The organism is Enterobacter cloacae complex sp. IR53030 (genome assembly GCF_049238365.1).
GTDB classification, from domain to species: Bacteria; Pseudomonadota; Gammaproteobacteria; order Enterobacterales; family Enterobacteriaceae; genus Enterobacter; species Enterobacter kobei.
Genome location: NZ_JBMKHA010000027.1, coordinates 36883 through 60053, shown reverse-complemented (window position 1 = coordinate 60053; position 23171 = coordinate 36883). Strand labels below are relative to the sequence as shown.

25 protein-coding genes and 1 other annotated feature are annotated in these 23171 nt (G+C 53.3%); of the genes, 11 read left to right on the top strand and 14 right to left on the bottom strand.

The window, feature by feature from the left end; all coding sequences use genetic code 11:
• Nucleotides 1-340: 340 nt before the first annotated feature.
• The 3 genes from clpB to rluD form a co-directional block, all read right to left on the bottom strand.
• A complete protein-coding gene (gene clpB, locus ACOTXR_RS21865) occupies nt 341-2914 on the bottom strand; it encodes an ATP-dependent chaperone ClpB (protein ID WP_014884862.1) in 2574 nt (857 codons plus the stop codon).
• 130 nt (nt 2915-3044) lie between these two features.
• Nucleotides 3045-3776: a purine nucleoside phosphorylase YfiH gene (gene yfiH / locus ACOTXR_RS21860; protein ID WP_058690869.1), complete on the bottom strand. Its 732-nt coding sequence runs from the start codon at nt 3774-3776 to the stop codon at nt 3045-3047.
• The gene (rluD, locus tag ACOTXR_RS21855) at nt 3773-4753 is read right to left on the bottom strand and encodes a 23S rRNA pseudouridine(1911/1915/1917) synthase RluD (RefSeq protein ID WP_014884864.1); all 981 of its coding nucleotides are present in this window, start codon (nt 4751-4753) and stop codon (nt 3773-3775) included. Before rluD ends, yfiH begins: the two co-directional genes overlap by 4 nt.
• A gap of 131 nt (nt 4754-4884) precedes the next feature.
• Here rluD and bamD point away from each other — a divergent pair, with 131 nt between their 5' ends.
• The 4 genes from bamD to pheA all read left to right on the top strand — a co-directional run bounded on the left by bamD (nt 4885) and on the right by pheA (nt 7651).
• The gene (gene bamD, locus ACOTXR_RS21850) at nt 4885-5622 is read left to right on the top strand and encodes an outer membrane protein assembly factor BamD (protein ID WP_014884865.1); all 738 of its coding nucleotides are present in this window, start codon (nt 4885-4887) and stop codon (nt 5620-5622) included.
• Between the two features lie 267 nt (nt 5623-5889).
• Nucleotides 5890-6231, top strand: a complete 342-nt coding sequence (gene raiA, locus ACOTXR_RS21845; protein WP_014884866.1) for a ribosome-associated translation inhibitor RaiA — start codon at nt 5890-5892, stop codon at nt 6229-6231.
• Between the two features lie 103 nt (nt 6232-6334).
• Nucleotides 6335-6460, top strand: a sequence feature (Phe leader region).
• A complete protein-coding gene (pheL, locus tag ACOTXR_RS21840; protein WP_100249759.1) occupies nt 6336-6383 on the top strand; it encodes a pheA operon leader peptide PheL in 48 nt (15 codons plus the stop codon). Its footprint overlaps the feature before it by 48 nt.
• Before the next feature lie 30 nt (nt 6461-6490).
• Nucleotides 6491-7651, top strand: a complete 1161-nt coding sequence (gene pheA / locus ACOTXR_RS21835) for a bifunctional chorismate mutase/prephenate dehydratase (RefSeq protein ID WP_047027843.1) — start codon at nt 6491-6493, stop codon at nt 7649-7651.
• On the opposite strand, the gene ACOTXR_RS21830 is transcribed toward pheA, so the two are convergent.
• Genes ACOTXR_RS21830 through aroF form a run of 3 tightly spaced genes read right to left on the bottom strand, consistent with a single transcriptional unit; the run spans nt 7648 to nt 10783 of the window.
• Nucleotides 7648-8520, bottom strand: a complete 873-nt coding sequence (locus tag ACOTXR_RS21830; RefSeq protein ID WP_058690868.1) for an SMP-30/gluconolactonase/LRE family protein — start codon at nt 8518-8520, stop codon at nt 7648-7650. The genes pheA and ACOTXR_RS21830 overlap by 4 nt on opposite strands.
• Nucleotides 8521-8580: 60 nt before the next feature.
• Nucleotides 8581-9702 carry a bifunctional chorismate mutase/prephenate dehydrogenase gene (gene tyrA, locus ACOTXR_RS21825; RefSeq protein WP_023337646.1) on the bottom strand — a complete coding sequence of 374 codons (1122 nt, stop codon included), beginning with the start codon at nt 9700-9702 and terminating at the stop codon, nt 8581-8583.
• Between the two features lie 10 nt (nt 9703-9712).
• Entirely contained in the window at nt 9713-10783 is a 1071-nt protein-coding gene (gene aroF, locus ACOTXR_RS21820; protein ID WP_014884870.1) for a 3-deoxy-7-phosphoheptulonate synthase AroF, read from the bottom strand.
• Between the two features lie 215 nt (nt 10784-10998).
• On the opposite strand from aroF, the gene ACOTXR_RS21815 reads away from it, so the two are divergent.
• From ACOTXR_RS21815 to ACOTXR_RS21800, 4 genes are all read left to right on the top strand, one after another.
• Nucleotides 10999-11373 (top strand): DUF2799 domain-containing protein, encoded by a 375-nt coding sequence (locus ACOTXR_RS21815; protein ID WP_045281752.1) that lies wholly within the window; start codon nt 10999-11001, stop codon nt 11371-11373.
• 201 nt (nt 11374-11574) lie between these two features.
• On the top strand, nt 11575-12063 hold the full coding sequence (locus ACOTXR_RS21810) for a YfiR family protein (RefSeq protein ID WP_072169712.1): 489 nt from the start codon (nt 11575-11577) through the stop codon (nt 12061-12063).
• A complete protein-coding gene (dgcN, locus tag ACOTXR_RS21805) occupies nt 12056-13276 on the top strand; it encodes a diguanylate cyclase DgcN (RefSeq protein ID WP_058690867.1) in 1221 nt (406 codons plus the stop codon). Before ACOTXR_RS21810 ends, dgcN begins: the two co-directional genes overlap by 8 nt.
• Nucleotides 13277-13288: 12 nt before the next feature.
• A complete protein-coding gene (locus ACOTXR_RS21800; RefSeq protein ID WP_014884874.1) occupies nt 13289-13774 on the top strand; it encodes an OmpA family protein in 486 nt (161 codons plus the stop codon).
• 2 nt (nt 13775-13776) lie between these two features.
• Here ACOTXR_RS21800 and ACOTXR_RS21795 read toward each other — a convergent pair whose 3' ends face one another.
• The 7 genes from ACOTXR_RS21795 to ffh all read right to left on the bottom strand — a co-directional run bounded on the left by ACOTXR_RS21795 (nt 13777) and on the right by ffh (nt 19194).
• Nucleotides 13777-15147, bottom strand: coding sequence for a PepSY-associated TM helix domain-containing protein (locus tag ACOTXR_RS21795; RefSeq protein WP_222834659.1), 1371 nt, complete (start codon nt 15145-15147; stop codon nt 13777-13779).
• 38 nt (nt 15148-15185) lie between these two features.
• The gene (locus ACOTXR_RS21790; RefSeq protein WP_014884876.1) at nt 15186-15590 is read right to left on the bottom strand and encodes a DUF2946 domain-containing protein; all 405 of its coding nucleotides are present in this window, start codon (nt 15588-15590) and stop codon (nt 15186-15188) included.
• Nucleotides 15591-15722: 132 nt separating this feature from the next.
• Nucleotides 15723-16070, bottom strand: a complete 348-nt coding sequence (gene rplS, locus ACOTXR_RS21785; RefSeq protein ID WP_002914145.1) for a 50S ribosomal protein L19 — start codon at nt 16068-16070, stop codon at nt 15723-15725.
• A gap of 43 nt (nt 16071-16113) precedes the next feature.
• Nucleotides 16114-16881, bottom strand: coding sequence for a tRNA (guanosine(37)-N1)-methyltransferase TrmD (gene trmD, locus ACOTXR_RS21780; RefSeq protein WP_014884877.1), 768 nt, complete (start codon nt 16879-16881; stop codon nt 16114-16116).
• Between the two features lie 31 nt (nt 16882-16912).
• Nucleotides 16913-17452 carry a ribosome maturation factor RimM gene (rimM, locus tag ACOTXR_RS21775; protein ID WP_003863136.1) on the bottom strand — a complete coding sequence of 180 codons (540 nt, stop codon included), beginning with the start codon at nt 17450-17452 and terminating at the stop codon, nt 16913-16915.
• A gap of 15 nt (nt 17453-17467) precedes the next feature.
• Complete coding sequence (rpsP, locus tag ACOTXR_RS21770) at nt 17468-17716, bottom strand: 30S ribosomal protein S16 (RefSeq protein WP_003863133.1); 249 nt, start codon at nt 17714-17716, stop codon at nt 17468-17470.
• Between the two features lie 116 nt (nt 17717-17832).
• Nucleotides 17833-19194 (bottom strand): signal recognition particle protein, encoded by a 1362-nt coding sequence (gene ffh / locus ACOTXR_RS21765; protein ID WP_058690865.1) that lies wholly within the window; start codon nt 19192-19194, stop codon nt 17833-17835.
• Nucleotides 19195-19360: 166 nt separating this feature from the next.
• Here ffh and ACOTXR_RS21760 point away from each other — a divergent pair, with 166 nt between their 5' ends.
• Nucleotides 19361-20152, top strand: a complete 792-nt coding sequence (locus tag ACOTXR_RS21760; protein ID WP_014884879.1) for a cytochrome C assembly family protein — start codon at nt 19361-19363, stop codon at nt 20150-20152.
• A gap of 18 nt (nt 20153-20170) precedes the next feature.
• Nucleotides 20171-21457, top strand: coding sequence for an HlyC/CorC family transporter (locus tag ACOTXR_RS21755; protein ID WP_058690864.1), 1287 nt, complete (start codon nt 20171-20173; stop codon nt 21455-21457).
• 51 nt (nt 21458-21508) lie between these two features.
• Here ACOTXR_RS21755 and grpE read toward each other — a convergent pair whose 3' ends face one another.
• Nucleotides 21509-22102, bottom strand: a complete 594-nt coding sequence (gene grpE, locus ACOTXR_RS21750) for a nucleotide exchange factor GrpE (protein ID WP_014884881.1) — start codon at nt 22100-22102, stop codon at nt 21509-21511.
• A gap of 122 nt (nt 22103-22224) precedes the next feature.
• Between grpE and nadK the strand changes: the two genes are divergently transcribed.
• Nucleotides 22225-23103: an NAD(+) kinase gene (gene nadK, locus ACOTXR_RS21745; protein WP_008502500.1), complete on the top strand. Its 879-nt coding sequence runs from the start codon at nt 22225-22227 to the stop codon at nt 23101-23103.
• Nucleotides 23104-23171: the final 68 nt, after the last annotated feature.

The following is a 23171-nucleotide window of genomic DNA, read 5'->3' as shown; positions in this document are numbered from 1 at the left end:
AATCCATGTCACTTTGAGTGCCCACACAGATTGTCTGATAAATTGTTAAAGAGCAGTGCAACGCGGCTTTCCCTCACCGTTGCGAGGTGGCGTATATTACGCTTTCCTCTTTCAGAGTCAAGCGTTTATTTTGCTTTTCTCTGCTGGCCCGGCGGCTTGTGTGCCGTTGTTCCGTGTCAGTGGAGGCGCATTATAGGGAGTAATTCCGAACCTGCAAGGATAAAGTGAAAATTATTTACTGACTGCTCACTTTCCAGGCAAAACACTTCCCAGACCTCAATTCTCGCCTGGTTTTTAAACAAAAACGAGCCGCAAGCGGCTCGTTTTTGCGTTTTGTGACTTACTGCACTGCCACAATGCGATCGTCGTTGGCTTCCAGACGGATAACTTTGCCCGGAATCAGCTCCCCGGACAGGATCTGCTGCGCCAGCGGGTTTTCGATCTGCTGCTGGATAGCACGTTTCAACGGACGCGCACCATACACCGGATCATAACCGTTCTCGCTCAACAATTTCAGCGCATCGTCAGAGATGTGAATTTCATATCCACGCTCTTCCAGACGTTTGTACAGACGCTGCAGCTGGATCTGCGCAATCGACGCAATGTGTTTCTCACCCAGAGGATGGAACACCACCACTTCATCAATACGGTTGATGAACTCTGGACGGAAGCTATGGCTGACCACCCCCATCACCAGATCCTTCATATGGCCGTAGTCCAGCTCACCGAAACGTTCCTGAATCAAATCAGAACCCAGGTTCGATGTCATAATGACGACAGTATTACGGAAGTCGACCGTTCTCCCCTGCCCGTCAGTCAGACGGCCATCATCCAGCACCTGAAGCAGAATGTTGAACACATCCGGGTGCGCTTTTTCCACCTCATCCAGCAGAATGACGGAATAAGGACGGCGACGCACCGCTTCTGTCAGATAGCCACCTTCTTCATAACCGACATATCCTGGAGGCGCCCCGACCAGACGCGAGACGGAGTGTTTTTCCATAAACTCGGACATGTCGATGCGCACCATCGCATCGTCGCTATCGAACATAAAGTTAGCCAGCGCTTTGCACAGCTCGGTCTTACCGACACCGGTCGGCCCCAGGAACAGGAACGAACCAATCGGGCGATTAGGATCGGACAGCCCCGCACGGCTACGGCGGATGGCATTGGAGACGGCTTCAACCGCCTCGTCCTGACCGATCACGCGCTGATGCAGATCCTGCTCCATACGCAGCAGTTTATCGCGTTCGCTTTCCATCATGCGCGCCACCGGAATACCGGTCCAGCGAGCCAGCACTTCTGCAATTTCTGCATCCGTCACTTTATTACGTAACAGACGCATGGTTTTGCCTTCCGACTGCGTGGCGATCTCAAGCTGTTTTTCCAGCTCCGGGATTTTGCCGTACTGCAACTCGGACATTCGCGCCAGATCGCCCACACGGCGAGCCTGTTCGATGGCGATTTTCGCCTGCTCAAGTTCCGCTTTAATGGTCTGCGTGCCAGACAGTGAAGCTTTCTCGGCTTTCCACTCTTCTTCCAGCTCAGAATACTGACGCTCTTTGTCGTCCAGTTCTTCGTTGAGCATATCGAGGCGTTTCTTACTGGCTTCATCAGACTCTTTCTTCAGCGCCTGCTGTTCCAGCTTGAGCTGAATGATACGACGGTCGAGCCTGTCCAGTTCTTCCGGTTTCGAGTCAATCTGCATACGAATGCTCGACGCCGCTTCATCAATCAGGTCGATCGCTTTATCCGGCAACTGACGGTCAGCAATATAACGGTGCGAAAGCGTCGCAGCCGCCACAATCGCCGGGTCGGTGATTTGCACATGGTGATGCAGCTCATAACGTTCTTTCAGACCACGCAAAATCGCGATGGTATCTTCAACGCTTGGCTCGGCAACAAACACTTTCTGGAAACGACGTTCCAGAGCAGCATCTTTCTCAATGTACTGGCGGTACTCATCCAGCGTCGTGGCGCCAACGCAATGCAGTTCACCACGTGCTAGGGCTGGTTTCAGCATGTTCCCGGCATCCATCGCGCCGTCGGCCTTACCGGCCCCCACCATGGTGTGCAGTTCGTCAATAAACAGAATGACGTTGCCTTCCTGTTTAGCCAGGTCGTTAAGCACACCTTTCAGACGCTCTTCAAACTCACCGCGGTATTTCGCCCCGGCCACCAGCGCCCCCATATCCAGTGCCAGCACGCGGCGACCTTTCAGCCCTTCCGGCACTTCACCGTTTACGATACGCTGCGCCAGCCCTTCAACAATGGCGGTTTTACCCACACCGGGCTCACCAATCAGAACCGGGTTGTTCTTGGTACGACGCTGCAATACCTGAATCGTACGGCGGATCTCTTCGTCACGGCCGATGACCGGGTCAAGTTTGCCCTGCTCAGCACGTTCGGTCAGATCGACCGTAAATTTCTTCAAAGCCTGACGTTGGTCTTCGGCTCCCTGATCGTTCACGCTTTCACCTCCGCGCATTTTCTCAATCGCCTGAGTCACATTGGCGGTGGTTGCACCGGCAGATTTCAGCAGGTCGGTTAAGGTACCGCGTGATTCAAGCGCCGCCAGAACAAACAGCTCTGACGAAATAAAGTTGTCCCCACGTTTTTGCGCCAGCTTGTCGCAAAGGTTCAGCACGCGCACCAGATCCTGAGACGGCTGAACGTCACCGCCGGTACCTTCTACCTGCGGTAAACGGCTCAGTGCCTGATCGATAGCGGTGCGTAACTGGCCAGCATTAATGCCAGCAGACGTTAATAAAGGACGTACCGATCCCCCTTCCTGATTCAGCAAGGCGCTCATTAAATGAAGAGGTTCGATGAATTGGTTGTCGTGCCCCAGCGCGAGCGACTGGGCATCGGCAAGAGCAAGCTGGAATTTATTAGTAAGACGATCCAGACGCATAACTCCTCCCATAAACAGGTCAAATTTGCTACTGGAGATTAAATGAGGTCATCCCTCAATTATTCAAGGTTAATGATCTGAATTATGTGAAAAGAAAACGGCACGTTCCGGATCGTCTTGATTCTTTAGGTTATATCAGCCAAATAAAACTTGCCATACGACCCGTAGTCTTGTCGCGGCGATAAGAGAAAAAATCATCCTTTTCGGTGAAAGTACAGCGATCTCCGCCGAAGATCTGCGTGACACCGACGCTATTCAGGCGCTGACGGGCAAGCTGGTAAATATCTGCCAGATATTTTTCACCGGAAGGCTGAAAAGCCTCAGCGGCTTGCGGATCTTTTTCCATGAATGCTTCGCGAACTTCCGGCCCCACTTCAAAAGCACGAGGGCCAATCGCCGGGCCCAGCCAGGCCATGATATTGGCGGAATCATCGTTAAAGCAGGCGACGGTCTCTTCCAGCACGCCCTCACACAATCCACGCCAGCCTGCATGCGCGGCAGCCACTTCAGTACCAGCCCGGTTACAGAACAAAACCGGCAGACAATCGGCGGTCATAACAGCACAAACCGTGCCCGGAGTATTGCTGTAAGAGGCGTCTGCGCGTTTAGACGCGTAAAGTTCTCCCGTCAGCTTCAGCACCGCTTTACCATGAACCTGTTCCAGCCAGACCGGTTTCGAGGGCAGATTCCCCGCTGCAAACAGACGCCTGCGGTTCTCTTCTACGTGCTCCAGGTTATCGTCACAGTGTGCGCCGAGATTCAACGACTCCCACGCGCCCTGGCTGACTCCGCCAGTACGGGTTGAGCTGCAGGCGGCCACGCCTTCAGGTAGTGGCCACTCCGGGACAATCAGTTTGGTCATAACCAGTCCACATGGTCCTTATGTTCTTCGAAATCAGCACGCATGGCGTCAATCAGTTCCACCATATCCTGTGGGAGAGGCGCATGCCACTCCATCTGAATACCGGTGATGGGATGATAGAGACGCAGCATGGTCGCGTGAAGCGCCTGACGATCGAACTTGCGCAGTACGCTGATGAACTCATCCGATGCGCCTTTTGGCGGACGCGGACGACCGCCGTATACCTGATCCCCCACCAGCGGATGGGTAATGTGGGCCATATGAACACGGATCTGGTGCGTACGACCGGTTTCCAGGCGCAGGCGCAGGCGCGTATGAATACGGAAGTGCTCCATAATGCGATAGTGCGTCACCGCTGGTTTACCCATCGGGTGCACCGACATATGAGTGCGTTTAGTCGGGTGACGGCTAATCGGTTCTTCTACCGTGCCGCCAGCGGTCATGTGGCCAATGGCTACCGCTTCGTATTCACGGGTAATTTCACGCAGCTGCAGTGATTCCACCAGACGGGTCTGAGCAGGAACGGTCTTTGCCACGACCATCAGACCGGTGGTGTCTTTATCCAGACGGTGAACGATACCCGCGCGCGGGACATCAGCAATCGGTGGATAGTAATGGAGAAGCGCATTAAGTACCGTACCGTCAGGGTTCCCCGCCCCCGGATGAACAACCAGGTCGCGCGGCTTGTTGATCACCAGAATGTCATCATCTTCATAGACGATGTCCAGTGGGATATCCTGCGGCTCGAAGCGGATTTCCTCTTCGATTTCAGCATTGATGGCAACAGCTTCCCCACCAAACACTTTCTCTTTTGGTTTGTCCCAGATCTTGCCGTTTACCAGCACGCGCTGGTCAAGGATCCATTCTTTTATGCGTGAACGCGAATAATCAGGGAACAATTCGGCCAAAGCCTGATCTAAGCGTTGACCGAGCTGATTTTCGGAGACTGTTGCGGTGAGTTCTACTCGTTGTGCCATAAACTGCTTCTTTGTTTAACGTTGGGTTTTACGGCTTTGCCGTTTAATATAGTGTGCTATTGTAGCTGGTCTTAATCGGGAGCAGGAACAGAGTTTCTCCCGGACAAACATTTGAGGAAAGTCAAAACGTCATGACGCGCATGAAATATCTGGTGGCAGCGGCCACGTTGAGCCTGGCTTTGGTGGGCTGCTCCGGTTCGAATGAACAGGTCCCTGACAATCCGCCGAATGAAATCTATGCGACTGCACAACAAAAGTTGCAGGACGGTAACTGGAAACAGGCGATAACGCAACTGGAAGCGTTGGATAATCGCTATCCATTTGGTCCGTATTCGCAGCAGGTACAATTAGATCTTATCTACGCCTACTACAAAAATGCCGACCTGCCGCTGGCTCAGGCAACTATCGATCGTTTCATGCGTCTGAATCCGACTCATCCTAACATCGATTACGTCATGTACATGCGCGGTCTGACCAACATGGCGCTGGATGACAGTGCTCTGCAGGGCTTCTTCGGCGTGGATCGTTCCGATCGTGATCCCCAGCATGCGCGTGATGCCTTCAATGACTTCTCCAAACTGGTGCGCGGCTATCCAAACAGTCAGTACGTGACCGACGCGACCAAACGTCTGGTGTTCCTGAAAGATCGCCTGGCGAAGTATGAATACTCCGTTGCGGAATACTATACCCGCCGTGGCGCATGGGTTGCCGTGGTTAACCGCGTAGAAGGTATGCTGCGTGATTACCCGGATACTCAGGCAACGCGTGACGGCCTGAAGCTGATGGAAAATGCTTACCGTCAGATGCAGATGACCACTCAGGCTGAAAAAGTGGCGAAAATTATCGCCGCTAATAGCAGCAACACCTGATAGTGCTTCAATGCAAAACGGCAGCCCGAAGGCTGCCGTTTTTGTATCCATTTCTGATATTCGCTGAAGCGCTTTATCTCAACTCATCCCGTCAACTATGACCGCAATTTTTGCCTTCCACAAGGTAAATCTCACCTCTTCCTGCCCTGCCTCACAAAAAAGATTCCCTGACAAAAACCGACAAAATAACGTGATCTAAATCACACATTTTGACATTAGGTCGGGTATGCTGGAATCACCAAGACGGAAAGACAAGAGGTAAAATTTATGACAATGAACATTACCAGTAAACAAATGGAAATTACTCCGGCAATTCGCCAGCACGTCGCAGACCGTCTCGCCAAACTGGATAAATGGCAAACTCACCTGATTAACCCGCATATCATTCTGTCTAAGGAGCCACAGGGTTTCATCGCTGACGCAACTATCAATACTCCAAACGGCCATCTGGTCGCCAGCGCAAAACATGAAGATATGTACACGGCTATTAACGATTTGATCAATAAGCTGGAACGGCAGCTCAATAAAGTGCAACACAAAGGTGAAGCCCGTCGCGCCGCATCCTCGGTGAAAGACGCCAGCTTCGCGGAAGAAGTTGAAGAAGAGTAATCCTTTAAATTGAGTGTACCGCCAACGCGCCTTCGGGCGCGTTTTTTATTGACAGGGTGAAAACAGTACAGGTACTTTAACGGTATCAATCACAGGATGATGTTATGAAACTTACGCCGTTCTTCTTCGCATTCTTTTTTACCTTCCCCTGACCGGGAGGCGTTTCGTCGTGTGATAAAGAATGCGAAGACGAACAACAAGGCCTCCCACACCGGGGGGCCTTTTTTATTGATAACGATAAAATGAGACAGGCGACACTATGACACCGGAAAACCCGTTACTGGACCTGCGCGTAAAAATCAGCGCGCTGGATGAGAAATTACTGGCACTGCTGGCCGAACGTCGCATGCTCGCCGTTGAAGTGGGGAAAGCCAAGCTGGACTCCCATCGTCCGGTACGTGATATTGACCGCGAACGCGATCTGCTGGAACGTCTGATCCAGCTCGGCAAAGCGCACCACCTCGATGCCCATTACATCACCCGGTTGTTCCAGCTCATCATTGAAGACTCCGTTCTCACTCAGCAAGCGCTGCTCCAGCAGCATCTGAACAAAACTAACCCGCATTCTGCGCGTATCGCCTTCCTCGGCCCGAAAGGCTCTTACTCTCACCTGGCCGCACGTCAGTATGCCGCTCGCCATTTCGAAGAATTTATTGAGAGCGGCTGCGCAAAATTTGCCGATATCTTTAACCAGGTCGAGACCGGCCAGGCGGATTACGCCGTCGTGCCCATTGAAAACACCAGTTCGGGTGCCATCAACGACGTTTACGATTTGCTGCAGCACACCAGCCTGTCGCTGGTTGGCGAGCTGACGATCCCTATCGATCACTGCGTGCTGGTTTCCGGCTCAACCGATCTGAGCAAGATAGAAACCGTCTACAGTCATCCCCAGCCGTTCCAGCAGTGCAGCCAGTTCCTGAACCGCTATCCGAGCTGGAAAATCGAGTACACCGAAAGCACCTCCGCGGCAATGGAAAAAGTGGCGCAGGCTAACTCGCCAGCCGTCGCTGCACTCGGTAGCGAGGCGGGTGGCGCGTTGTATGGCTTACAGGTGCTGGAGCGCAACCTGGCAAACCAGACGCAAAATATTACCCGTTTCGTGGTGCTGGCGCGCAAGTCCATCAATGTGTCAGACCAGGTTCCAGCGAAAACCACGCTGCTGATGGCGACCGGACAACAGGCGGGTGCACTGGTTGAAGCCCTGCTGGTGCTGCGCAACCACAACCTGATCATGACCAAACTGGAATCGCGTCCAATTCACGGTAACCCGTGGGAGGAGATGTTTTATCTCGATATCCAGGCCAACCTGGAGTCTGCCTCCATGCAGAAGGCCCTGCGTGAACTGGGTGAGATAACCCGTTCCATGAAAGTGCTGGGCTGCTATCCGAGCGAAAACGTCGTGCCTGTCGATCCAAGCTAACGTTCGATAAAGCGACTTTTCTTCATCCCTGCCACATTTACGGGCAGGGTGAAGATGGCGCCGGAGAGCGGATACTCAGCCACCTCTTCTGCATCCATATTTTCCCGCGTGGTCGTAATGAACAGCGTTTTCATATCATCGCCGCCAAAGCAGACCATCGTCGGGCAACGTACAGGCAAGCGATACTCTTCCAGCTGCTCCCCTTGCGGTGAAAAACGCGCGATACGCCAGCCGTCAAACAGTGCGCTCCAGTAGCAGCCTTCCACATCGACTGCCGCGCCGTCCGGTATACCTTCGCCCTCTTTAAATTGACGAAAGATCTCGCGTCTGCCGGGTTCACCCTGCTCATCAACCGGAGTGCGATAGATCACCCCATTCGGCGTATCGGAGGTATACATCCACCGCTTATCCGGACTAAACGCTAAGCCGTTATGCCCGTGAATATCACACTGGATTACTTTCGGTGTCAGATCGTTGTCGATACGCATCAGCAACGCGCCGTTGTAATCCCCCGGCCCCCAGAACGTCCCCGCATAGAAACGCCCCATACTGTCGGTTCCCCCGTCATTAAAACGCGCCAGCTGTGGGTTAGAGGGGTTATCGCACACCTTACGCTGCAGGAGGCCATGCTTATCGGCAAGCCAGATGCCATTGCGCATGGCCACGATAAACCCGCCGCGTTCACGCAACGCAAAACAGCCCACTTCCTCATGGAAAGAGAGCACGGTGTGTTCTGCCGTTGGCAGATGATATCGGTGGATTTCGCCTTCCAGGATATCGGCCCAGTAGAGCGCATGCTCTTCATCGCTCCATGTCGGACACTCAGGCAGGTGCCCGGTGTAATTAAACAGCAGCTGCGGTTCAGCCATGACAGTTCCCCAAAATGAAAAAAGCCAGCAATGCTGGCTTTCAGTATATACATCATCGGATTACTGGCGACTGTCATTTGCCTGGCGCAACAGCGTGCGGCTTTCGCTCTGGAAACGCGTGGCGTAATCACCGAACCAATGCTCCACTTTACGGAAACTGTCGATAAACGCCTGCTTGTCGCCATGCTCCAGCAGCGTAATGGCTTCGCCAAAGCGCTGATAGTAACGTTTGATCAGTGCCAGATTATTTTCGGATGACATAATAATGTCGGCGTAAAGCTGGGGATCCTGCGCAAACAGACGTCCAACCATCGCCAGTTCCAGACGATAGATCGGTGATGAGAGCGCCAGCAGCTGTTCAAGCTGCACGTTCTCTTCCGCCAGATGCAGACCGTAGGCAAAGGTCGCAAAGTGGCGCAGTGCCTGAATAAACGCCATGTTCTGATCGTGCTCGACCGCGCTGATGCGGTGCAGTCGTGCGCCCCATACCTGAATCTGTTCGAGGAACCACTGATAGGCTTCCGGCTGACGCCCGTCGCAGTAAACCACCACTTGCTTCGCCAGGCTGCCGCTGTCCGGGCCAAACATCGGGTGCAGACCCAGTACCGGACCCGTATGCGCGGCCAGCATTGCCTGCAGCGGACCATTTTTGACAGAAGCGAGGTCCACCAGGATGCAATCCTGCGGTAAAGGCGGAAGTTTTCCGATGATCTGCTCCGTCACGTGGATCGGCACGCTGACGATAACCATTCCCGCGTCTTTCATCAGTTCTGGCGCCTGGGCCCAGTCCTCTTTCTCCAGAATGCGCACCTGGTAGCCAGAAAGCGTCAGCATTTTTTCAAACAGACGCCCCATCTGCCCGCCGCCGCCGACAATCACCACCGGACGCAGGGACGGACAGAGGGTTTTGAAGCCTTTGTCATTTTCGCTGGAATAGGATTCGCGCATTACGCGACGCAGCACATCTTCAATCAAATCCGGCGAAACACCCAGCGACTGGGCCTCTTTACGACGGGAAGCCAGCATTGAGGCTTCGCGCTCCGGAACGTAAATCGGCAGGCCGTATTTACTTTTTACTTCACCGACTTCAGCAACCAGTGCCATACGGCGCGCCAGCAGATCCAGCAGCGCCTTGTCCACTTCATCAATTTGATCGCGTAATGCGGTCAATTCAGCAACCATAGCTAACCTCTTAAGCCAGACGCGTCGCCAACTGGCCATTTAAATCTTTATGGATCTCACGCAGCAGCGCATCGGTGGTTTCCCAGCTGATGCAGGCATCCGTCACGGAGACGCCGTGCTTCATCGCACTGCGCGGTTGTTCAGATGACTGATTACCTTCATGAATGTTGCTCTCAATCATCAGACCGATAATCGAACGGTTGCCGTCTTTGATCTGTGCGACCACGGATTCGGCAACCGCGGGCTGGCGACGATAATCTTTATTCGAATTACCATGACTGCAATCTACCATCAGTGCCGGGCGCAGTCCCGCCTGCTCCATCTCTTTTTCACACTGCGCCACATCTGCCGGGCTGTAGTTTGGCGCTTTACCGCCGCGCAGGATCACATGACCGTCCGGGTTACCCTGAGTTTGCAGGAGGCACACCTGGCCCGCCTGGTTGATACCCACAAAACGGTGCGGCATTGCGGCGGCGCGCATAGCGTTGATCGCCGTCGCCAGACTGCCATCGGTACCGTTTTTAAAACCAACCGGCATCGACAGACCAGACGCCATCTCGCGGTGGGTTTGCGATTCCGTCGTCCGCGCACCAATCGCAGACCAGCTGAACAGATCGCCCAGGTATTGCGGGCTGTTCGGATCAAGCGCTTCGGTTGCCAGCGGCAGCCCCATGCTAACCAGCTCCACCAGCAGGCGACGCGCAATCTTCAGCCCTGCTTCCACATCAAACGAGCCATCCATGTGCGGATCGTTAATCAACCCTTTCCAGCCAACGGTCGTGCGTGGCTTCTCAAAATAGACGCGCATCACCAGATAGAGGCTATCGCTGACCTCCTCCGCTAATGCTTTAAATCGATGAGCGTACTCAATGGCGGTTTCAGGATCGTGAATAGAGCAAGGACCACAGACCACCAGCAGGCGCGGATCGCGACCAGCGATAATGTCAGAAATGGTCTGGCGAGAGTGCTCAATTTGAGCCTCCTGCGCGGCACTCAGCGGGAATGCTGCTTTCAGTTGATCCGGGGTAATTAAAACCTGTTCGTCAGTGATATGTACGTTGTTCAGCGCGTCTTTTTGCATGATGGCGATCCTGTAATGCTCGTTTGCGATAGTTGTTATCCTCGATGAGGTGAAGCAACGATACCACAACAAGTAAAGATTTCAATCCAAAATCCGTAAATATTACTTTACATAAGCTAATTATTAGCAAAAAACAGCCGTTAAATACGTAAACTTTAAATTACACTCCGCTTTTTCTTCCGCCAGGCTATGCTGAAGAAAAAAGGAGAATCGCTATGCGCTCAATTGCTCTGGTGCTGTTGTTGCTGTTTTTATCGGGCTGCCAGATTAATCCTTACACTTTTCAGCCCCACTGGACGAGTCCGGACTGGTTCAGTGCCGGAAAAGAAGACGCCATGAATGGCCTGCCGGTTAAAGATAACCAGACCCTGGCCGATAGTTTTAATGACTCTCATGTTGATCGTAGCGAATATCTCCGCGGCTACGCTGATGGTCAGAAGAAAGTGTGCGAAGAAGGTTTTATTCATGCCTGGGGATTAGCGGGCAAATCTTATCCAGCCAGTTGTGATAGCGTTGAAAATGCTGTGAAACTCCGTGCGTCATGGCAAAAAGGAATGGACGAAAGTATGCGTTCCAGCAGACTTAATTAAGTCTGTGTTTATCCCCTGGAAAATAAACCACTGTAGGATTTAGCTTAGGTCAGCCGAAGGCTATTTCTGACATAATGACGGCTCAGACAAACAATGGTATTCTGCCCGCATCTCTTAAGGACATCTATTTCCGGAGCGGTACGGCGGATTCTGGTGAGAAATTCATACTTGATCTCTTTGTTCCGACTCACTCTGGTGTTAATGCTGTTTCTTATGGTGGGCCCGGCGACGGCAGGCGCGCTCACGGAGACGGATAAATCGGTACGTTCGATTGTCTCGGGGATTGTGAGCTATACGCGATGGCCGTCACTTTCCGGACAGCCCAGGCTTTGCATTTATGCCACCTCTCACTACACGCACGCACTCAGCGGCAATGAAGGGCATACCGAGTTACCCTACACTCCCGTTATTGTCCGTAACGATCGGGAAGCCCTGGACGCGACGTGCGATGCTGTTTATTTCGGGTCTGAACCGCCGGCAAAACAACTTGAATTAATAAGTCAATATCAGGGCAGAGCATTGCTATTAATCTCAGAGCAAAATCCGGAATGTGTTATTGGCAGTGCTTTTTGCCTGATAATCGAACGTGGCCAGGTGCGGTTTTCCGTCAATCTGGATGCATTGACGCGCAGTGGTGTCAGGGTCAATCCCGATGTATTAATGCTTGCACGGAATAAGCAGCATGGATAAAGATTTCACCTCGACGCCACGTCCAACGTTTAAAAGAACGCTGAGGCGAAACAGCATGATAAGCGTCATCATCACGATGACGCTTATATGGCTGTTACTCTGTTTTGCTTCCGTCGTGACGTTAAAACAATACGCGCAAAAGAATCTCGAATTAACCGGCGCCACCATGAGCCACAGTCTTGAAGCCTCTCTGGTTTTCAACGATTCGTTGGCCGCCAACGAAACCCTCGCAGCCCTGGGTAAGCAGGGGCAGTTTGCCGTAGCAGAAGTTATTAACGTACACAAAAAGCGTTTTGCATACTGGTCCTGGAATCCGAAGGATAATAACGACACGCTGGGGACGCTGGTCAGCCGCTGGCTTTTCCCTGTACCGATTGCACAGCCAATCATGCATAACGGTTCGATGATCGGCGAAATTCGCCTTACCGCGCGTGACAGCCTGATTAGCCACTTCATCTGGATGTCGTTTGCCGTTCTTACCGGCTGTATTCTTTTTGCCACCGTCGTCGCGATCGCCATTACCCACTCTCTGCATCACGGCATGGTCACGGCCCTGCAAAACATCACCGATGTGGTGCATGACGTCCGCACAAACCGTAATTTCTCCCGACGGGTGAAAGATGGGCGTATCGAAGAGTTCCACCAGTTTGGTGAAGACTTCAACAGTCTCCTGGATGAGATGGAGGAGTGGCAGCTTAAGCTTCAGGCGAAAAATGCCCAACTATTGCGTACCGCCATGCACGATCCGCTCACCGGCCTTGCTAACCGCGCAGCGTTTCGTAACAGCATTGCGGCACTGATGAACGACCCTTCGGCGAGAATAAATTCGGCCCTGCTCTTCCTTGATGGTGATAATTTTAAGTTTATCAATGACACCTGGGGACACGCGGCAGGAGACTGCGTGCTGATTGAAGTCGCCAGCAGGATGGTGGAATTTGGCGATAAGCGCCATCAGTCCTATCGCCTTGGCGGTGACGAATTTGCCATGGTGCTGTACGGCGTTCATTCTGAGCTTGAAGTTCAACACATTTGTGCTGCGTTATCGCAGCAGTTTATCCGTCCGTTTGATCTGCATAACGGACAAAAAGCATCAATGTCACTCAGCATTGGCTTTGCTCTGGCGTGGGAAAATGCGTCCGTTGAAGCATTACTGGAAAAAGCCGACCGCAATATGTACCAGGTCAAAAACCAGCGTACAAAAACAATAAGTTAGAAAGGATATACTATGTTAAAACGATACTTCGCGCCGTTAGTCCTGGCCTCACTGGTTCTGGCAGGCTGTCAGTCGCCGCCTGAAGGTAAATTCACGCCAGAACAAATTGCAGCGATGAAGTCCTACGGTTTTAACGAACTGAACGGCGACTGGTCCCTGGGATTATCGGATACCATTCTGTTTGATAAAAATGACGCCAGACTCCGTTCCGAAAGTGAAACACAGATCCAATCCATGGCCGCTCGTCTGGCGAAAACCGGCCTGAATCACGCTCGAATGGATGGTCATACGGATAATTACGGCGAAGAAAGTTACAACGAAGCGCTGTCGTTAAAACGTGCCAATGCCGTTGCCGACGCATGGGCGAAGGGAGCGAATATCCCGCGAGAGAATCTCACCACCCGGGGATTAGGCAAAAAATACCCGATTGCGAGCAACAGTACCGCGCAAGGGCGCGCTGAAAACCGCCGGGTATCAGTGGTTATCAGCACGCCATAGGGTTATTTAGCGGATGATTCGGCGAGCGACACGCCTGTTGCCGCTCGCCAGCGTAGCCAGTCGATCAGAATAAACAGCGCCAGACTCACCCCCATCACAGGCAAAGCCAGCCCCAATAGCACGCTGATGATGAGCGTAACACCTCTTCCCCATCCTGACAGCGCCAGCCAGCACTGACAAAGCGTTTGTACCGGATTGACTGCCGATTGTGCCGGGCGACGCATCCACCACATCCGGTACCCCCAGATGATAAGCACGCACAGGGCAAGCCCGAAGGCAACGAGCAGCAGCTGATTCACCAGCCCGAATAAAATCCCCATATGGAAATCTACGCCCCAGCGGGTCAGTTTTGCCATTAGCGGGAAATCCTCAAAACGGGTTCTGTCCAGAACCTGCATCGTACCGGGATCAACCGCAACCGCATCCACCTGAGTTGGCCAGCTGCGATCGATTTCCGTCACGGTCCAGGCACGGTCCGCCGTTTTCGCCGGGCGGATCTCAAGCTTGCTGGCATCAATCCCCGCTTTACGCGCCGCGTTTAATACGCCATCAAATTGCGTCAGATCCATCGCCATTTCAGGCATCATCATGCCAGCATGGTGACCGCGATGCTCCGCGTGTTCGTCCATCATGGCAGGCGCACCTGAAAGCGTGGTGTTCACCTGAGGCGTAAGCCAGTTCATTTGTGCCCGGAGTTTATCGACGTTTCCGCCCGCCCACTGCGACCACGTCAGGCCGGTTGCGGAGAACAACAGCATTCCGCCCAGCAGGATCCAGCCTAATACCCCATGCACACGACGACGGTTCTGGAAGCGGTTGTTAATTCGCCGTTTCGGTCGGGTATAAAACCACAGGGCAATACCGCCCAATCCGGCAACCCACATCCACGACGCGGCCAGTTCACTATAGAGACGCCCGATATCACCCAGCATCAAAGAGGTATGCAAATAATCAATGGTCTGGCGCAGCGGTAAAATCCCGCTGGTGCCGTACACCGTCATATCCCCCAGCACAGCCAGATTTACCGGATCGACAAAGATAGCCCGGTTTTCCGATGGCCCCAGCGTCGGGTCAGCAAACATCACGCGGGTGGTTTCGCCTTCAACCAGCCCCGGACGAACGGCGTGCAAACGCAAATCTGAACCCACGATTTTTTCCGCCACGGCAATTTGGTTCGCCAGCGGCTGCGGCTCGCCCGCGGAATCGGTGTGGAGCGCGTGCCGATAGAGGACATTTTCCAGCTGTGGCGTCGCCACATACAGCGTACCGGTTAACGCAGCGAAGAAGATAAACGGGCCAACAAACAGCCCGATGTAGAAATGGAGGCGACGCAGCAGGTTTCCCCATGCCGCGCGCGGTGTGCAGGTAGTCATACTTTTCCTTTTTAAGGCAAAAAGTTATCGATATTTTTTTAAAGGGAGAAAGCAGACTGCCGCGGCGGCGCGCGGGTATCGGGGTAAAGCCAGGGGAAAAAGTGCCAGTGGCTGACCGCCTGACGCGGCGGCTTAAGGCGAAGCCGTTGCAGCACCACGCAGAGCAGGACGATCAGCGCCAGCATCATGCCAGGTACATGCGCTAACAGCACGCAGTAACCGCACGCTTCCGCATGGTCGACAGGCATCGTATGCGGCGTATCGCCATGATGCGCGTCCATCGACATCATGCTCATGTCATGATGCATGCCCGGCATGGCACTCATGGGATCTTTCTGCAAGGAGACGGAGATAAGCGGCGCTATCACGATCAGCAGGATCGCAAACAGCGCGGTCAAGGCCGCTGCGCGTTTCCAGGTGTGCTGATGCAGTACGTTGCCCACTTTCCCTCCATTCAAGAGGCAAGCATTGTAAATGATTTATGACAAAAGGGTTAATGCGAGAGGTGCGATGAGATAAAAAAAGGGCCGGCCTTTCGGCCAGCCCTTTCTAACAGGATGTCGCTTAAGCGAATCTTAGTTCAGACGCTCTTTAATACGAGCAGACTTACCAGTACGCTCACGCAGGTAGTACAGTTTAGCTTTACGTACAGCACCACGACGTTTAACAGCAATGCTGTCAACTACCGGAGAGTGAGTCTGGAAGACACGCTCAACGCCTTCGCCGTTGGAAATTTTACGAACAGTGAATGCAGAGTGCAGACCGCGGTTACGAATAGCGATAACCACGCCCTCGAATGCCTGCAGACGTTTTTTGGAACCTTCAACAACCCATACTTTCACTTCCACGGTGTCACCTGGACGGAAGGAAGGTACGTCCTGCTTCATCTGCTCTTGTTCAAGTTGCTTAATAATGTTGCTCATAATTTAATCTCTTATCCTGGGTAAACTGATATTCGGGAGCGTATTACGCCTTCCCATCATGTTCATGCTGCTGGTTCGCGTGTTCAGTTTTGAACTCGGCCAGCAACTTTGCTTGCTCTTCAGTCAGAGCCAGGTTTTCCAGAAGTTCAGGTCTTCTAAGCCAGGTTCGGCCCAGCGACTGCTTCAAACGCCAGCGACGTATCTCGGCATGGTTTCCAGACAGTAACACCGCCGGGACTTCCATCCCTTCTAACACTTCAGGACGAGTATAGTGTGGGCAGTCCAGCAACCCATCGGCAAAGGAATCTTCCGTTGCCGAAGCTTCATGGCCCAGTACACCCGGAATGAACCGGGCAACGGAGTCAATCAGCGTCATCGCTGGTAACTCACCACCGCTGAGAACGTAATCGCCGATAGACCATTCTTCGTCAATCTCGGTTTGAATTACGCGCTCATCTATCCCTTCGTAGCGACCACAGACCAGAATCAGCTTTTGATTCGTCGCCAGTTCGCTCACGCCCGCTTGATCAAGCTTGCGTCCCTGAGGTGACAGATAAATCACCTTTGCGCCTTCACCTGCCGCGGCTTTTGCTGTGTGAATGGCATCCCGCAAGGGTTGTACCATCATCAACATCCCCGGTCCGCCGCCGTAAGGACGATCGTCCACGGTACGGTGCCGGTCATGCGTGAAGTCACGAGGACTCCAGCTCTGGATGCTCAGCAGGCCATTCTTTACTGCCCGGCCAGTTACCCCGTAATCGGTAATCGCGCGGAACATTTCAGGAAACAGGCTAATTATGCCAATCCACATAGCGCCGTCTTTTACCGTTTATCCGGAGAATTTAAAAACCAGGATCCCAATCTACTTCAATGGTTTGAGTAGTGAGATCGACTTTCTTGATAACCTGTCCATCGAGGAACGGGACCAACCGCTCCTTGATGCCAAATGCATCTTTCAGGTTTGCCTTAATGACGAGAACGTCATTTGACCCGGTTTCCATCATATCGATGACTTTTCCCAGGCTGTAGCCTTCGGTAGTGACTACCTGGCAACCCATAAGGTCTTTCCAGTAGTAGTCGCCCTCTTCCAGCTGCGGCAACTGCGACGAATCCACGACAATTTCACAATTAGTCAGCGCATTCGCGGCATCACGATCGTCAATGCCTTTCAGCTTGATGATGATGTCCTGATTGTGGTGACGCCAGCTTTCCAGCTCGACCTCTTCCCACTTACCGGCTTTCTGGATAAACCAGGGCTGGTAATCAAAAATGCTATCAGCGTCTTCAGTGGAGGAAAACACTCTGAGCCAACCACGGATACCGTAGCAAGAACCCATTTTTCCCAATACGATCGGTTCAACAGGTGCTTTATTGCTCATCATGACCACCGTGACAGATTAAGCTGCTTTGTTTGCTGCTTTGATCAGCGTAGCAACGCGATCGGAAACAGTAGCGCCCTGGCCAACCCAGTGAGCGATACGATCCAGATCCAGACGAGTTTCTTCTTCTGCGCCAGCGGCCAGTGGGTTGAAGAAACCAACGCGCTCGATGAAGCGACCGTTGCGTGCATTACGGCTGTCAGTGACAACAACCTGGTAGAACGGACGCTTTTTAGCGCCGTGACGAGCTAAACGAATAGTTACCATAACATCCTCTTGTGTGAATAAAACAACCGGGCCCCATCGAGGAACGGAGCCCGGGTGTCATATTAAAAGCCCGAAAATTTTACTCATTTTCGGGCAAAAAGCAATCTCAAAAGCGATTATCGCCCAGGAAAGCCGGGTGGCATCATGCCTTTCATCCCGCGCATCATCTTCGCCATGCCGCCTTTCTTCATTTTCTTCATCATGCGCTGCATGTCGTCGAACTGTTTCAGAAGGCGGTTAACGTCCTGCACCTGCATGCCGCAACCGGCTGCGATACGGCGTTTACGGGAACCTTTGATGATGTCCGGGTTAGCGCGTTCTTTCAACGTCATCGAGTTGATGATCGCCTCCATACGCACCAGCACTTTGTCATCCATCTGCGCTTTCACGTTGTCTGGGATCTGCCCCATGCCCGGCAGTTTGCCCATCAGGCTGGCCATGCCGCCCATGTTTTTCATCTGGCGCAACTGCTCAAGGAAGTCGGTCAGATCGAAACCGTCGCCTTTTTTCAGCTTGCTGGCGAGTTTTTCCGCCTGCGCACGGTCAACCTTGCTCTCGATATCTTCAATCAGCGACAGCACGTCGCCCATGCCGAGGATACGGGAGGCAATACGATCCGGGTGGAACGGCTCCAGCGCTTCGGTTTTCTCGCCCACGCCAAGGAATTTAATCGGCTTACCGGTGATGTGGCGAATCGAGAGCGCCGCACCGCCGCGGGCGTCGCCGTCCACTTTGGTCAGCACCACGCCGGTTAACGGCAGCGCTTCGTTAAACGCTTTCGCGGTATTCGCCGCATCCTGACCGGTCATGGCGTCGACAACAAACAGGGTCTCTACCGGGTTGATAGAGGCATGCACCTGCTTGATCTCATCCATCATCGCTTCGTCAACGTGCAGACGACCGGCGGTATCCACCAGCAGCACGTCGTAGAATTTCAGCTTCGCCTCTTTCAGCGCGGCGTTAACGATGTCGACAGGCTTCTGGGCCACGTCTGACGGGAAGAAATCCACACCAACCTGCTCGGCCAGGGTTTCCAGCTGTTTGATCGCCGCCGGGCGATAGACGTCCGCAGAGACCACCAGCACTTTCTTCTTGTGCTTCTCACGCAGGAATTTACCCAGCTTACCGACGCTGGTCGTTTTACCCGCCCCCTGCAGGCCCGCCATCAGCACCACGGCCGGTGGCTGAGCCGCCAGGTTAAGCACCTGGTTCTCTTCGCCCATCGCCAAAACCAGTTCGTTACGAACGATTTTGACGAACTCCTGACCTGGGGTCAGGCTCTTGTTAACTTCATGACCAACCGCCTTCTCTTTAACGCGGTTGATAAAATCACGAACAACCGGCAACGCGACGTCTGCTTCCAGCAGCGCCATGCGCACTTCGCGCAGCGTTTCCTTGATGTTCTCTTCAGTAAGGCGTCCGCGGCCGCTGATGTTGCGCAGCGTGCGCGACAAACGATCGGTTAAATTATCAAACATTGTCTCTCGCCTGAGTAGAAACGTTGGGCCGCATTGAGCGACACATACACAGAATTTTGCCGGAGTATAACATGAAGGCGTCTTTGTTGTTATGCAACGGTTGGAGCAGGCGTCACGTAACGTTATACTGCTTCTCTTTCTTATTAAGACAACTGTCGATGCCTATATGCCTGTTTTCGCACTGATCGCCCTTGTTGCCTACTCTGTCAGCCTCGCGCTGATCGTTCCCGGACTGCTGCAAAAAAACAGCGGCTGGCGGCGCATGGCTATTCTTTCCGCGGTGATCGCACTGATAAGCCACGCGTTTGCGCTGGAATCACGTATCATCCCCGGCGACGGCAGCGTGCAAAACCTGAGCGTCCTCAACGTCGGCTCGCTGGTCAGTTTGATGATCTGTACGGTAATGACCATCGTGGCGTCTAAAAATCGCGGCTGGCTGCTGCTACCGATTGTCTATACCTTCGCGCTGATCAATCTGGCCTTAGCCACCTTTATGCCCAATGAATTCATTACGCATCTGGAAGCGACCCCGGGGATGCTGGTGCATATCGGCCTGTCGCTGTTTGCCTACGCGACGTTGATCATCGCGGCGCTTTACGCCATGCAGCTCGCCTGGATTGACTACCAGTTGAAAAACAAAAAGCTGGCGTTTAACCATGAAATGCCGCCGCTGATGGTCATTGAGCGTAAGATGTTCCACATCACCCAGGTCGGGGTGGTGCTGCTGACGCTCACGCTCTGCACAGGCCTGTTCTACATGAAGAACCTGTTCAGCGTGGAGAATATCGATAAAGCGGTGCTCTCCATCATCGCGTGGTTTGTCTATATTGTCCTGTTATGGGGCCATTATCATGAAGGCTGGCGCGGTCGCCGCGTGGTCTGGTTCAACGTCGCGGGGGCGGGCATTCTCACCCTTGCCTATTTTGGCAGCCGCTTCATACAGCAATTTGCTGGCTAAGAAACAAAGGAGTTCCCCCTGGAACACATCTCTACCACCACGCTGATCGTTATCCTGATCGTCATGGTGGTCATCTCCGCCTATTTCTCCGGCTCGGAAACCGGCATGATGACCCTAAACCGCTACCGGTTACGTCATCGTGCCAAACAGGGTAACCGTGCCGCACGTCGCGTTGAAAAACTGCTCCGCAAGCCGGATCAACTGATAAGCCTGGTGCTCATCGGTAACAACCTCGTCAATATTCTTGCCTCAGCTCTGGGCACCATCGTCGGTATGCGCCTGTACGGCAACGCCGGGGTCGCTATCGCCACCGGCGTGCTGACGTTTGTGGTACTGGTGTTTGCTGAAGTGCTGCCTAAGACCATCGCCGCGCTTTACCCGGAGAAAGTCGCCTACCCGAGCAGCTTCCTGCTGGCGCCGCTGCAAATCCTGATGATGCCGCTGGTCTGGTTGCTGAATATGGTGACGCGCGTACTGATGCGGATGGTGGGCATCAAAGCCGATGTCACCATCAGCAGCGCGCTCAGCAAAGAGGAACTGCGCACCATCGTGCACGAATCCCGCACGCAGATTTCCCGGCGCAATCAGGACATGCTCCTGTCGGTGCTGGATCTGGAAAAAGTGAGCGTGAACGACATCATGGTGCCGCGGAACGAAATCGTCGGTATCGACATCAACGATGACTGGAAAGCCATCATCCGCCAGCTGACGCACTCCCCGCACGGGCGCATCGTGCTCTATCGCGACTCGCTGGATGACGCCATCAGCATGCTGCGCGTGCGTGAAGCGTATCGTCTGATGACCGAGAAAAAAGAGTTCACCAAAGAGGTTATGCTGCGCGCCGCCGACGAAATTTACTATGTGCCGGAAGGAACACCGCTCAGCACGCAGCTGGTTAAATTCCAGCGCAACAAGAAAAAAGTCGGCCTGGTCGTCAATGAATACGGCGACATTCAGGGACTGGTGACGGTCGAAGATATTCTGGAAGAGATAGTCGGCGACTTTACTACGTCAATGTCGCCTTCTCTCGCGGAAGAGGTCACCCCGCAAAACGACGGTTCAGTGCTGATTGACGGGAGCGCGAACATTCGCGAACTCAATAAAGCCTTTAACTGGCATTTGCCGGAAGATGAAGCGCGTACGATTAACGGGATGATTCTGGAAGCGCTGGAGGAGATCCCGGCGGCAGGCACGCGGGTGCGCATTGAGCAGTACGATATTGATATCCTGGACGTGCAGGACAATATGATTAAGCAGGTGAAGGTTCTGCCCGTCACGCCGCTTCGGGAGAGTATTGCCGAATAAAATGTAGGCCGGGTAAGGCGAACGCCGCCACCCGGCACTACAGGTAGCAAATTACGCTTTCGCTTTCGCCACGGTCACCATCGCAGCGCGAATGGTACGGCCGTTCAGGGTATAACCTTTCTGCATCACGCCCAGCACTTTACCGGCTTCAATCTCTTCAGATTCGACCATCGCAATCGCCTGGTGGACGTTTGGATCCAGCGGAACGTTGGTATCGGCAATCACTTCCACGCCAAACTTACGCACCACGTCGAGCATGGATTTCAGCGTCAGTTCGATACCTTCGATCATCGCCGCATTGTCCGGGTTCGCTTTATCAGCCACTTCCAGGGCGCGATCGAGGCTATCAATCACCGGCAGCAGTTCGTTGACGAATTTCTCCAGCGCGAATTTATGCGCCTTCTCAACGTCCTGCTCGGTACGACGACGCAGGTTTTCCATTTCCGCCTTAATGCGCAGAACACTTTCGCGTTCGCGATTCTGTGCTTCTACCAGTTGGGCTTCCAGATTCGCAATTTTTTCATCGCGCGGGTCCACCTGCTCAGCAGATGCGTCTGGCTCTACTGCCTCAACTTCATCGTGCTGTTCCGTGATAATTTCTTCAGGGGCTTGCCCCTCAGGCGTTTTCTGTTCTTTACTACTCATGAATTTCTCCGCGTTTTTCTGCATTCATCTCGCTAACTTCGCTTATTATGGGGATCAGTTTCCTGGATTCAAGGGAACAAGAGAGATTGTCATCATTCATCAGGCACAAGGACCTCCAGAAAATGAATAATCATTTCAGGTGTATTGGGATCGTCGGGCATCCGCGTCACCCTACCGCATTGACGACACATGAAATGTTGTATCGCTGGTTGTGTAGCAAAGGCTATGAAGTGATGGTCGAGCAGCAGATTGCGCAGGAGCTGCAGCTCAAGAGCGTCAAAACCGGCACCCTGGCAGAGATTGGTCAACAGGCCGATCTCGCCGTGGTGGTGGGCGGTGACGGAAACATGCTCGGTGCCGCACGCACGCTGGCGCGCTATGATATCAAGGTTATCGGCATCAACCGAGGCAATCTCGGCTTTTTAACCGATCTCGACCCGGACAACGCGCAACAGCAACTGGCTGACGTGCTGGAAGGTCACTATATCAGCGAAAAGCGCTTCTTACTGGAAGCGCAGGTGTGCCAGCAGGACTGCCAGAAGCGCATCAGCACCGCGATTAACGAGGTCGTACTACACCCCGGTAAAGTGGCGCATATGATTGAGTTCGAAGTCTATATCGACGAAATCTTTGCCTTCTCGCAGCGCTCTGACGGGCTGATTATCTCCACTCCAACCGGCTCAACCGCCTACTCACTTTCTGCGGGTGGCCCCATTCTGACGCCCTCGCTGGATGCCATTACCCTGGTGCCGATGTTCCCGCACACGCTCTCCGCCCGCCCGTTGGTCATCAACGGTGACAGCACGATACGTCTGCGCTTCTCGCACCGCCGTAACGACCTGGAGATCAGTTGCGACAGCCAGATTGCGCTGCCGATCCAGGAAGGTGAAGATGTCCTCATTCGCCGATGCGATTACCACCTGAACCTGATTCACCCGAAAGATTACAGCTATTTCAACACATTAAGCTCGAAGCTCGGCTGGTCAAAAAAATTGTTCTGATTTTACATCCAGGACTTTACTGTATAAAAAACCAGTTTATACTGTATGAAAACACAGTCATGGTTTTT